The sequence below is a fragment of the Euzebyales bacterium genome, assembly GCA_036374135.1.
In the GTDB taxonomy this organism is placed as follows: domain Bacteria; phylum Actinomycetota; class Nitriliruptoria; order Euzebyales; family JAHELV01; genus JAHELV01.
The window spans coordinates 44458-56361 of sequence record DASUUK010000065.1; the positions used below are offsets into that span (position 1 = coordinate 44458).

The window sequence follows — 11904 nt, forward strand, 5'->3', positions numbered from 1 at the left end:
TGAAGTAGACTCTACCACCCCGGGAGCGTGCACCATGACCGACTATCTCGTGGTCGCCAACCAGACGCTCGGCGGCGCGCATCTGCTCGCCGAGCTGCGACGTCGGACCTCCGAGGGACCCTGCCGGTTCCACGTCGTGGTGCCCGCCAACGTCAACCCGGAAGGGTGGACCCATACCGTGGACGAGGCGTGGGCGATCGCACGGCGACGCCTGGACGACGCGATCGAGCGCTTCCGGGACCTCGGCGCGGAGGTCGATGGTCAGGTCGGCGACGAGCGCCCGCTCGACGCCATCCAGGACGCGCTCCGCAGATGGCAGTGCGACGAGGTCATCCTGTCGACGCTGCCGGCCGGCGCCTCTCGCTGGCTCAAGATGGATCTCGTCTCGCGCGCCTCCCGGACCCTGCGCATCCCCGTGACGCACGTCGAGGCGACCGAATCGCCGTAGCGCCCACCGTCGGGGGCGTGGCGGCGCACGATCCCGAGAAGCGTGCGTTCGACACGGGCCTGATCTGTACGAGCTGATCGAGCACGGGTCCGATCATCCGCACGGGCCGCCTACCCGGACAGCCACTCGCTGGAGGTCCCGGGTGTCCGACCCGGCGATGCGGCGACGTGAGCACGGCGATCGCTGTCCACCATCAGCCACCCGTCCACCGCGGGGGGCGCCGCTCGGCGAACGCACGGGGACCCTCCAGCGCGTCATCCGACGCGAGCATGCGCTCGTAGGGATCGACCGTGCCCGAGCGCAGCAGGCGCATGCTGTCGACGACAGCCATCTGCTCGGTCCGGCGGACCAGGTCGAGCACGGCCTCGACCGCCAGCGGCGCGGCATCGACGATGCGTTCGGCGAGCTCGGTGGCCGCCGTCATCAGCCCGTCGGCGGGGACGACGCGGTTGATCACGCCCCACCGCAGCGCCTCGTCCGCGTTCAGCCGACGACCCGCGATGAGCACCTCGATCGCCACCGGCCTGGGCAGCAGCCGCGGCAGACGCACGCTGCCGCTGTCGGGGATGACCCCGACCGCCGTCTCCGGTAGGAAGAACGTCGCGTGATCGGCCGCCACGGCGAGGTCGGCGGCCAGCACCAGCTCGAACCCACCACCCACCGCCATGCCGTTGACCGCCGCAATCACCGGCTTGCGCAGACCGGCGAGCTCGCCGTATCCGCCGAAGCCGCCGGCGCCGAAGTCGGCGTCGTACGCCTCACCGCTGGCCGCGGCACCCAGGTCCCAACCTGCGCTGAAGAACCGCGGTCCCGCGCCCGTGACGATGGCAACCCGCAGCTGCGCGTCGTCGCGGAACCTGGAGAACACCTCACCCAGCCGGCGGCTCGTGGCAGCGTCGATGGTGTTGGCCGTGCCGCGCTGCAGCGTGACTACGAGCAGCGGGGGTGTCGCTGCGACGTGCACGTCGGTCATGGGTCGTCACCTGCCATGTCACTCGTCTCCAGCACCAACACGTCGACCGCCCGCACACCCTCGGTCAGCACGAGCAGCGGGTTGACCTCGAGCTCGACGACAGTGGGATCGGATGTGGCGATGGCGACGATCCGGCAGATGGCGTCGGCAGCCGCAACCACATCCCCTGCGGGGCGGGACCGGTGCCCGGACAGCACACGGCCGACCTTCAAGGTCGCGAGCGCCGCCATCACCTCGTCGCGACGCACGGGCGCCAACAAGGTGACCAGGTCGTCGAGCAGGTCGACCAGCAGCCCGCCGGCGCCGATCGTGACGCTGTATCCGATCGCGCCCTCGCGCCGCACGCCGACCAGCAGTTCGGCCACGACCTCCGGCACGTGACGCTCGACCAGGAAGCGGTCGCCCAGGTCCATCATGGCCGCGACGGCGGCGCGGACCTCCGCGGCCGTCCGCAGGTCGACCGCGACACCACCGATGTCGGTCTTGTGCTCGTGCTCGGTGGCCTTGACGGTCACCGGGTAGCCGACCTCCTCCGCCACGGCACCGATCTCGGCGCGGGTGCAGAAGCGCCCGGGCGGCACCAGGACGCCGCCGCCGACCAGCAGCGCGCGCGACGCGGGCGGGTCCCGGCGGCGAAGCGCCCTGGGCAGGTCCGTGGAAGCACCCCGGTGCAACGCGGGGCGTCCGCCACGACGGCCCGCCGCCGCAACCGCGGCGAGCGCGGTGTCGACGTCACCCACTGCGGGCACGCCGCTGTCGGCCAGCTCAGCGCTCACCGACGCCGGCAGGTTCTCGGGCAGCACGGCCGTCACGACGACCGGCACACCCGTCGCCCGCTGCGCCGCCACGACCGCGTCGACAGCGACCTGCCACGACCGGGCATCGTGGTCGGCGCCCGGAAAGTCGACGACGAGCAGTCCCACGTCGACGGGGCCGCGCAGCGCTGCCGTGAAGACGCGCTCCAGCGCGGCGCGGTCGCCCCACTGGAAGGTGTGGTAGTCCAACGGGTTCGTGACCGCCACGCGCTGATCCAGTGCGCGTGCGATCCCGGCCGCGACGTCCGGTGGCGGCACGGGGAAGGTGACGCCGTGGTGATGACCACGGTCGGCCACCAGCGCCGCCTCCCCTCCCGAGCAGGACAGCGATATGGCCCGCGTGCCACCCAGCCGGCCGTAGGCGTGCAACACCGCCAGCGCGCCGACGAACGCCGGGGCCGAGTGCACGACGGCGACGTCGTAGCGGGCGAACAGCGACCGGTACGTGGCGGTCCGGCCGGTCAGCGACGCAGTGTGCGTGCGGGCCAGCACGGCGCCCTCCGTCGACACCCCGGTCTGCAGCACGACGATGGGAGTGTGGTGGTCCCAGGCCCGGATCGCAGCGCGGCCGAAGGCGACCGGGTCGGTCAACTGCTCGACGTGCAGCCCGATCGCGGTGATGCGGGGGTCGGACGCGAGCACGGCCACGCAGTCCTCGAGCCGCACGCCGGCCTGGTTGCCGACCGTGATGACCTGCGCAACCGGCGGTCCGCGGCGACGCATGGTGATCGACAGGGCCAGGTTGCCCGACTGCGTCACCACCGCGACACCGCGACCGACGCGGAGACAGCCCTGGGCGTCGGGCCAGAGCGCCGCACCCGACAGCGCGTTCACGAACCCGTGGCAGTTTGGACCGAGCAGGGGCATGTCGCCGGCGGCCACGCGCAGGCGCTCCTGCAACAGTGCCCCTTCGCGGCCGACCTCCGCGAACCCGGATGCGAAGCACACGACACCTCCGGCGCCGACTGCGCGCAGGGCCGCGACGACATCGATCGTGCGGTGGCGGTCGACGGCGACCAGCGCAGCGTCCGGCGCACCCGGCAGCACATCGACCGCTGCAACCGCGCGCCGTCCGCCGATCTGCCGCCGCGTCGGGTGCACGGGCCACACGTCGCCTGCGTAGCCGAGGCGGTCGCACTGTGCGATCGCCTCGGCTGCCTCGGCCCCGCCGACGACGGCGATGGTCGCGGGGTCGAGCAGCCGCCGCAGGCGGTCCGGTACCACGGTCACCCGCCGACGGCGCGCAACATGGAGCGGGAGATGATGTGGCGCTGGATCTCCGACGTGCCGTCCCAGATGCGCTCCACGCGTGCGTCGCGCCACAACCGTTCGAGGGGCAAGTCGTCCATCAGCCCCATGCCGCCGAGGATCTGCAGGGCCTCGTCGGTCACGAACGCCAGCATCTCGGACGCGACCAGCTTGGCCATCGCCGCGTCGGCGTCGGTCATCCGGCCCTGGTCGTCGAGCCATGCCGCCCGGTAGGTCAGCAGCTCGGCCGCGGCGAGGCGCGCGGCCATGTCCGCCAACTTGAACGACACGCCCTGGAAGCGCCCGATGGGCCGCCCGAACTGCACGCGGTCGGCCGCCCACCGGGTCGCGAGCTCGATCGCACGATCCGCACGACCGAGGCACGTCGCGGCCACCTGGAGCCGCGACGACGACAGCCATGTCGACGCCACGGCAAAGCCATCATGCTCATCCCCGAGGATGTTGGCGACCGGCACGCGACAGCCGTCGAACCGCAGCACGGCGTTGTGGTACCCCCGGTGCGACACCGACCGGTACCCCTCGGCGACCTCGAAGCCGGGCGTACCGTGGTCGACGAGGAAGGCTGTGACGCGACTGCGCCGCCCCCGCTGCGCGTCGTGATCGTCACCGGTCGCGGCGAACAGGATGACGTAATCGGCGACGTCTGCGTGACTGATGAAGTGCTTGGTCCCGGTGATGACGTAGTCGTCGCCGTCACGCACCGCCCGGCAGCGCATGCCACGGAGATCCGACCCGGCGTCGGGCTCTGACATCGCGAGGCACTCGACGCGCTCACCTCGGATCGTCGGCAGCAGCCAGCGGTCGACCTGGTCACCGGTGCACGCGCGCAGGATGTTGGACGGGCGCGCGACGATGTACTGCAGCGCCATCGCGGTGCGACCCAACTCGCGCTCCATCAGCGCGACATCCAGGGTGCCCAGTCCGCCGCCGCCGAGCTCGGCGGGCATGTTGGCCGCGTAGAGCCCGCCGTCGAGGGCACGCCGACGAATCTGCTCGGCCAGCTCCGGGCGGACCCGCCCGGAGCGCTCGACCTCCTCCTCGTGCGGCGCGAGCTCGGCGTCCACGAACGCCCGCGTGACGTCCAGGATCATCCGCTGCTCGTCGCTGAGCTCGAAGTCCACCACTCACCCCCCGATCGCCAGCACCGCGCGGTCCGGCCTCGGCAGCTGGTCGTGGACCGCCGCGACCGCGCGCAGCGCGTCGAGCCGCGCAGGGGGCACGGGCGCGGATCGGCCGTCCGCCGTGTCGACGTGGACGAGCATCTGCTCATTGGTGCACAGCACGTCGCCGCTCGCGCCGTGCCTCATCGTGTGGAACAGGTGCAGCCGCTTGAGGTCGTGACCCAGCAGCTGGGTGGTGAAGCGCAGCGGCTCGCCCTCGCCCACCTCCCGCCGGTACACCAGGTGGCTCTCGACGGTGTAGTACGAGGCGCCGGCGTCGCGGTGGGCCTCGTCGATGCCGATGTAGCGGAAGAACGCGTCGCTGGCCCAGCCGAAGGCGTACAGGTACGCCGACTCGGTCATGTGCCGGTTGTAGTCGACCCAGTCCGGGGCGACCGTGCACGCATACAGCGGCAGTGGTGCCGGCACGTCGTGATCCGCGTGCCACCGCAGCGGAGCGCCGGCGGCGAGCGTGCGGGCCTCGCGTCGGGACGCGATCGCGCCCGCGCCCAGCCCGGTGCCGCGCAGCGCGTGCATGACCGACACCAGCGCCTCGTCGCGCAGCCGCTCGAGCTCTGCGACGGACCGCCCGGCCGCCTGGTCCCGGGTGCCATCGACCAGCGCGGCGGTCAGCGCCTCGGTCAGCGGCGGCGCCTCGAACCGCGCCCACGGCCACGCCAGCGCCGGCCCGAACTGCGCGAGCATGTGGCGCATGCCACCCTCGCCGCCGCCGAGGTGGTAGGTGAGGTTGGTGCCCATGGCCGCCCACCGCAGGCCCGGCCCGTAGACGAGTGCCTCGTCGAGCTCGGACGTGGTGGCGACGCCCTCGGCGAGCAGGTGCAGCTGCTCACGCCACACCGCCTCGAGGAGGCGATCGGCGACGAAGCCGTCCGTCTCGCGCCGCACGATCAACGGGTGCATGTCGAGGTCGGCGTAGACCGCACGGGTGCGGTCGACGGCGTCGGGCGTCGTGCGCTCGCCCGCGACGACCTCGACCAGCGGCAGCAGGTACACGGGGTTGAACGGATGCCCCACGACGACACGGCCAGGGTGGCGCAGACCAGCCTGCAGCGTCGTCGGCCGCAGCCCTGAGGTCGACGACGCGATGACCACGTCGGCGCCGGCCACCTCGTCGGTGGCCGCCAGCACGGCACGCTTGGCCCCGAGGTCCTCCGGCACGGCCTCCTGGATGAACCCGGCAGTCCTGGCCACCGCATCGATGGTGTCGACGAACGCCAGGCGATCGGGATCGGCGCCGGGATGCAGGCCGAGGCGGCTGACGGCCGGCCATGCCCGCACGACGGCGTCGCGCACCCGGTCCCGCACGCCCGGCGCCGGATCGTGCGCCACGACGTCCAGCCCACGGCCGAGCGCTCGCACGACCCATCCGGTGCCGATGACGCCGGCACCGATCACCCCGAACGTGTCCTGCGGCACGGCGGTCACGGGGGCGTCGTCAGAACGCAACGCGGTCCAGGCCCTTGAGACCGAGCACCTCCCGTGTCCGTGCCGCGCTCAGCGGCTCACGCGACAGCTCGGTGAGGATGCGCACGATCTTGTCGACCTGCTCCGCGTTGGACTCCGCCAGCCGGCCCTTGCGAAGGTAGATCGAGTCCTCGAGACCGACCCGGACGTTCCCGCCGAGGGTCGCACCAGCGGTGATCAGATCGAACTGGGCCCGGCCGCCGCCGAGGATGCCCCACTCGAGGTCGTCACCGAACAGCCGCACCGCCGCCTCCTTCATGTGGAACACGTTCTCGACGGCCGGGCCGATGCCGCCCAGCGTGCCGATGACGAACTGCAGGAAGATCGGCGGTGTCACGAGCCCCTGGTCGGCGAAGAACGCGAGCGTGTACAGGTGCCCGATGTCGTACGCCTCGAACTCGAACCGGCAGCCGGTCTGGTCCGCGAGCTCGGTCAGCATGTACTCGATGTCGGAGAAGCGACTGATGAACGGCTCGTGCCGGGTCGACTCGAGGAACGGCTCCTCCCAGTCGTACTTCCAGCGGCCCTCGTATCGGGGGATCATCTGGAACAGCCCGTAGTTCATCGAGCCCAGGTTGCACGTGGCGAGCTCGGGCTCGAGCTCGCGGACCACCCGCAGGCGCTCGTCGACGGACTGCCCTGGCCCTCCACCCGTTGTCAGCGACAGGACCGCGTCGCACTGCGACTTGATGCCCGCGCAGTACTCACGGAACAGGCCGACGTCAGCCGAGGGCCGACCGTCACGCGGGTCCCGCGCATGGAGGTGGATGACCGCCGCCCCGGCCGCCGCCGACGCGACCGAACCGTCGACCATCTCGTCGATGGTGACCGGCAGGTCGTTGTTCATCGTCGGCGTGTGCGCGCTGCCCGTCACCGCGCAGGTCACGATCACCGATCCGGCCGGCCGCATGGCATCACCGTCCGAGATGAATTCCATCATGTGGAACGTTCTGTATTCTGGAAGAGAGCGTAGTCGATGCGTACACAGGTGGTCAACGGGTGGTCGAGCACGTCCAATCGGTGCTGCGCGCGTTCGACGTCCTGCGCACCCTCGCGTCCCACGAAGCCGCCGTGCCGCTGTCCGCCGTGGCGCAGCACACCGGCCTGGCACCGAGCACGACCAGCCGCCTGTTGATGACGCTCGAGTCGATCGCGGTCGTCAGTCGGGGCCCCGCACACGGCACCTGGCAGCCCGGGCCCGGGCTCGCGGCGGTGACCGGTGGCGGCCACTCGATCTCCCACCTGCTCGGCCTGGCCCACCCGTACCTGACCGAACTCGTCGACCGCTTCGGTGAGGACGCCGCGCTGGCGGTCAGCGACGGAAGCGACCTGATCTACGCGGCGCAGGCGCGCGGCCCCGAAGCGGTGACCGTGCCGGACTGGACCGGACAACGGTTCGCGCCCCACACCGTCGCGGGCGGGTTCGCGCTGATGGCGTCGTGGCCCGACGACAGGCTCGACGCCTACCTGGGTCGCGATCTGTCCCGGCCGACCGACCGCACGCTGACGGACCCCGACGCGATCCGCCGCCGACTCGATGGCATCCGACGTCGCGGCTACGGCTGGGCGGCCGGGGAGTGGGTCGCTGGCGTCACCGGCGCGGCGGCGCCCGTGCTTGCCGACGATGGGCAACCGCTGGCTTCGCTCACCGTGTTCGGCCCCGCCTACCGCTTCCCCGACCAACAACAGCGCGACCGCATCGGCGAGGACCTCCGGGCCGTGGCCGATCGCCTCGGTCGTGCGATGTCCGGCCCAGCAGGTCCTGCGCCGTCGCGCGATTGACCATGGTTGTGCCCGGGGCCGGTCAGGCATGATCCATCCGGGTGGAGCAACGCGAGGGGTATGGCCGCATGGACGACGTCATGAACATGACCGACTACGACGACACGCGGGCGACGTTCTCACTCGCGGTCCCGGAGCGGTTCAACTACACCCGCGACGTCATCGACGACTGGGCGGCGATCGAGCCAGGTCGGCCCGCGTTGATCGCCGTGGCCGCCGACGGCCACCGGGCGCACCACGTGACCTTCGGCGATCTGCACGATCGCGCTGACCGCACAGCAGCGTTCCTGGCGTCGCTGGGCGTGGAGCCCGGTGACCGGGTGTTCGTCATGCTGCCGCGGATCGTCGAGTGGTACGACGTCCTGCTCGGAGCGTTCAAGCTCGGCGCGGTCCCGATGCCGGCAACGACCCAACTGCAGCCCAACGACATCGCCTACCGCATCGAGCGCTCACAGGCGCGGATCGCAATCACCGACGGCGCCGGCACAGCGAAGGTCGACGTCGCCCGGCAGCGCTGCCCCGACCTCGTCCACCTCATCACCACCGATGAGGCGCGCGACGACTGGGTCGCGTTGGCGGAAGGCGCCACCGCCTCCCGGGACACCGTGAGTGCCCACGACACCGCCGCGGACGATCCGCTGCTGGTGTACTTCACATCGGGCACGACCGGCCACCCGAAGATGGTGCTGCACACGCACGCCTCGTACGGGATCGGCCACCAGATCACGGCGCGCTACTGGCACGACCTGCGCCCCGACGACGTGCACTGGACGGTCAGCGACACCGGCTGGGCCAAGGCAGCGTGGGGCAAGCTGTTCGGTCAGTGGTCGATCGGCTGCACCGTGCTCATGTGGAACCCACAGGGCAGCCCCGACTTCAGCGTGATGGCCGGCATGATCGCGGAGCACGGCGTCACGACGTTCTGCGCACCCCCCACGATCTACCGCGCGCTGGTGCAACTGGATCTGTCGCACTACGACCTTTCGACCCTACGCCACTGCACCGCCGCTGGCGAACCGCTCAACCCCGAGACGTTCAACGCCTGGCGTGACGCCACCGCCACCGAGATCCACGATGGGTACGGTCAGACCGAGACGGTCAACATCGTGGCCAACTACCGGTGCCTGCCGCTCAGGCCGGGCTCGATGGGCAAACCGACCCCCGGCTTCGACATCGCGGTGGTCGACGACGACCTCAACGTGTTGGACCCCGGCAACGAGGGTCAGATCGCGGTGCGGGTCGCGCCGGAGCGCCCCGTCGGACTGTTCGCGGGCTACTGGGACGACGACGAAGCGACCGCGGCGTCCTTCCGGGGCGACTGGTACCTGACCGGCGACCGGGCGCACGTCGACGAGGACGGCTACTTCTGGTTCGTCTCGCGCGACGACGACGTCATCATCTCGGCGGGCTACCGGATCGGGCCGTTCGAAGTCGAGTCCGCGATCATCGAGCACCCAGGGGTCGCCGAGACGGCGGTGATCGGCGTGCCCGACCGTGACCGCGGGCAGGTCGTCAAGGCGTTCGTCGTCGTGGCGTCGGGCCACGAGCCGTCCGACGACCTCGCCACGCAGATCCAGGATCACGTGAAGGCGACGACCGCGCCCTACAAGTACCCACGGCGCATCGAGTTCGTCGACGAGCTGCCCAAGACGGTGTCGGGCAAGATCCGGCGCGTGGAGCTGCGCGAACGCGAACGCGCCGCGGGCTGACACGCACCGACCCTGATCGGATCTCCGATGGCTGACGTCCATGCCCCGTGGGGGCGCGACCTGCGGGGCGCTCTCGACGAACATCAGATCACGAGCGCCGCACTCGCGGACAACCCTCTCGGCGATCCCGCCACGCGTCCGCTGTGGGTGCTCACGCCGCCGCACGTGGCCGCCGACGAGCGCACACCGACGATCTACGTCATCCAGGGGTTCACGGGCCACCTCGACATGTGGCGCTACCGCCTGGCGCTGCGCGAGAGCGCGCTCGAGCGCTTCGACGCGGCGTTGGCCGATCCCTCGCACCCGCCGGTCCGTCTGGTGTTCGTCGACTGCTTCACCTCCCTCGGCGGTAGCCAGTTCGTCGACTCACCCGCGGTCGGCGACTACCACACGTACCTCTGTGACGACGTCGTGGGGTTCGTCGACCAGCGGTACCCCACACTCGCGAGCGCGTCCCACCGCGGCATCGCGGGCAAGTCGTCGGGAGGGTACGGCGCGATGATCACGCCGATGCTGCGCCCGGACCTGTTCGGTGCGCTGGCGACCCACGCGGGCGACGCCCTGTTCGAGACCTGCTTCGGCGGCGACTTCCGCATCGTCGCGCGGACGCTGCGCGACCGCTACGACGGCTCGTGGGATGTGTTCTGGGACAACTGGCGCAGCCGCCCGCACGGCGTCGGTCCGGAGGATGACGTCATCATCAACGCCTGGACCATGGCCGCGTGCTGGTCGGCGGACCCAGACGGTACGGTCAACCTGCCGTTCGACACCGCCACCGGCAGGATCATCGACGACGTCTGGCAGCGCTGGCTCGCCTGGGACCCGGTACGGATGGTCGCCGACCGCGCTGACGCTGTGCGCGGACTGCGGGCGATCTGGGTCGACGCGGGCACACGCGACCAGTTCTGGCTGGACCTCGGGGCGATGGCGTTCCGCGACGCCCTGGCCGATGTGGGCGTCCAGCCGAGCCACTTCGAGCTGTTCGACGCCACGCACTCCAGCATCGAATACCGCTATCCGCTGGCGATCCGCCACCTGGCCGAGCGTCTGCAACCCTGACCGCTGTGGGGAGAATCTGCACCGCCGGCGTTGACAACTCTCCCCATGAGCCGGTCAGCCCGCGTCACCGGGGAGACAACCAGCCGCCCGCGTTGACAACTCTCCCCATGAGCCGGTCAGCCCGCGTCACCGGGGAGACAACCCGCCGCCGGCGTTGACAACTCTCCCCAGAGGGCGGCCGCACACCGCGCCACCAGCGTTGACAACTCCCTGTCAGACCATGATGTCGTCGATGCGCTCCAGCACGTCGTCGTCGAGCTGCTCGAGGACGTCGAGCGCTTCCAGGTTCTCGTGCACCTGCTCGACGCGGCTGGCGCCCGTGATCACGGTGGACACGTTCGGGTTGGCCGCGCACCACGCGATCGACAGCTGCGCGAGGGTGCAGTCGAGGTCATCGGCGACATCCCGTAGCTGCTTGACCTTCGCGTTCGCCTCGGGATCGGTCACGCGTTCGCGCAGCCAGTCGTAGCCCTCGAGTGCCGCCCGGCTGCCCTCGGGCACGCCGTCGATGTACTTGCCGGTCAGCAGCCCGGACGCGAGGGGGCTCCACGTCGTCAGGCCGAGGCCGATGTCCTCGTACAGGCGCGCGAACTCCTCCTCGACCTTGTCGCGGACGAACAGGTTGTACTGCGGCTGCTCCATCACCGGCTTGTGCAGGTGGTGCCGGTCGGCGATCTCGTAGGCCGCGCGGATGTCGTCGGCCGGCCACTCCGAGGTGCCCCAGTAGTGGGCGTAGCCGGCCGAGATGATGTCGCTCATCGCCCAGACCGTCTCCTCGACGGGCGTGTCGGAGTCGGGGCGGTGGCAGTAGATGAGATCGAGGTGCTCCAGGCCGAGGCGCTCGAGTGACGGCTCGATGGCTTCGAGCAGATACTTGCGGTTGAGGGTTCTCCGGCTGTTCACGCCGTCGCGCACCCCCCAGAAGTACTTCGAGGAGATGACATAGGCGTGCCGCTCCCAACCGAGGTCGGCGATGATGGCACCCATGATCTCCTCCGACCGGCCGCCGGCGTACGACTCCGCGTTGTCGAAGAAGTTGATGCCCGCCTCATAGGCGGCATCCATGCATGCGGCGCCGGACTCGACGTCGAGCTGGTCACCGAACGACACCCATGATCCGAACGACAGGACGCTGACCTTGAGGCCGGAGCGCCCCAGCCTGCGGTAGCTCATCTCGGCCATGATGACGACACTCCCTCGTCGA

The 11904-nt window shown here is 70.8% G+C and carries 10 protein-coding genes; 4 read left to right on the plus strand and 6 right to left on the minus strand.

The window, feature by feature from the left end:
* Positions 1-34 precede the first annotated feature (34 nt).
* Entirely contained in the window at positions 35-448 is a 414-nt protein-coding gene (locus tag VFZ70_10045) for a hypothetical protein (GenBank protein HEX6256135.1), read from the plus strand.
* A 193-nt stretch (positions 449-641) separates the two neighbouring features.
* Here VFZ70_10045 and VFZ70_10050 read toward each other — a convergent pair whose 3' ends face one another.
* From VFZ70_10050 to VFZ70_10070, 5 genes are read right to left on the minus strand one after another with little or no spacing between them, the layout of a single operon-like run.
* Positions 642-1421 carry an enoyl-CoA hydratase-related protein gene (locus VFZ70_10050; GenBank protein HEX6256136.1) on the minus strand — a complete coding sequence of 260 codons (780 nt, stop codon included), beginning with the start codon at positions 1419-1421 and terminating at the stop codon, positions 642-644.
* Positions 1418-3466, minus strand: a complete 2049-nt coding sequence (locus tag VFZ70_10055; GenBank protein HEX6256137.1) for an acetate--CoA ligase family protein — start codon at positions 3464-3466, stop codon at positions 1418-1420. Before VFZ70_10055 ends, VFZ70_10050 begins: the two co-directional genes overlap by 4 nt.
* Entirely contained in the window at positions 3463-4626 is a 1164-nt protein-coding gene (locus VFZ70_10060) for an acyl-CoA dehydrogenase family protein (GenBank protein ID HEX6256138.1), read from the minus strand. The genes VFZ70_10055 and VFZ70_10060 overlap by 4 nt, the downstream gene beginning before the upstream one ends.
* Positions 4627-4629: 3 nt before the next feature.
* Positions 4630-6111: a 3-hydroxyacyl-CoA dehydrogenase NAD-binding domain-containing protein gene (locus VFZ70_10065; GenBank protein ID HEX6256139.1), complete on the minus strand. Its 1482-nt coding sequence runs from the start codon at positions 6109-6111 to the stop codon at positions 4630-4632.
* Between the two features lie 10 nt (positions 6112-6121).
* Positions 6122-7090, minus strand: a complete 969-nt coding sequence (locus tag VFZ70_10070; protein HEX6256140.1) for a 3-keto-5-aminohexanoate cleavage protein — start codon at positions 7088-7090, stop codon at positions 6122-6124.
* A 59-nt stretch (positions 7091-7149) separates the two neighbouring features.
* Here VFZ70_10070 and VFZ70_10075 point away from each other — a divergent pair, with 59 nt between their 5' ends.
* The 3 genes from VFZ70_10075 to VFZ70_10085 all read left to right on the plus strand — a co-directional run bounded on the left by VFZ70_10075 (position 7150) and on the right by VFZ70_10085 (position 10700).
* Entirely contained in the window at positions 7150-7932 is a 783-nt protein-coding gene (locus VFZ70_10075; protein HEX6256141.1) for an IclR family transcriptional regulator, read from the plus strand.
* Positions 7933-8000: 68 nt separating this feature from the next.
* The gene (locus tag VFZ70_10080; GenBank protein HEX6256142.1) at positions 8001-9641 is read left to right on the plus strand and encodes an AMP-binding protein; all 1641 of its coding nucleotides are present in this window, start codon (positions 8001-8003) and stop codon (positions 9639-9641) included.
* A gap of 27 nt (positions 9642-9668) precedes the next feature.
* Entirely contained in the window at positions 9669-10700 is a 1032-nt protein-coding gene (locus VFZ70_10085) for an alpha/beta hydrolase-fold protein (GenBank protein HEX6256143.1), read from the plus strand.
* Positions 10701-10913: 213 nt separating this feature from the next.
* Here VFZ70_10085 and VFZ70_10090 read toward each other — a convergent pair whose 3' ends face one another.
* A complete protein-coding gene (locus tag VFZ70_10090; protein ID HEX6256144.1) occupies positions 10914-11882 on the minus strand; it encodes an aldo/keto reductase in 969 nt (322 codons plus the stop codon).
* Positions 11883-11904: the final 22 nt, after the last annotated feature.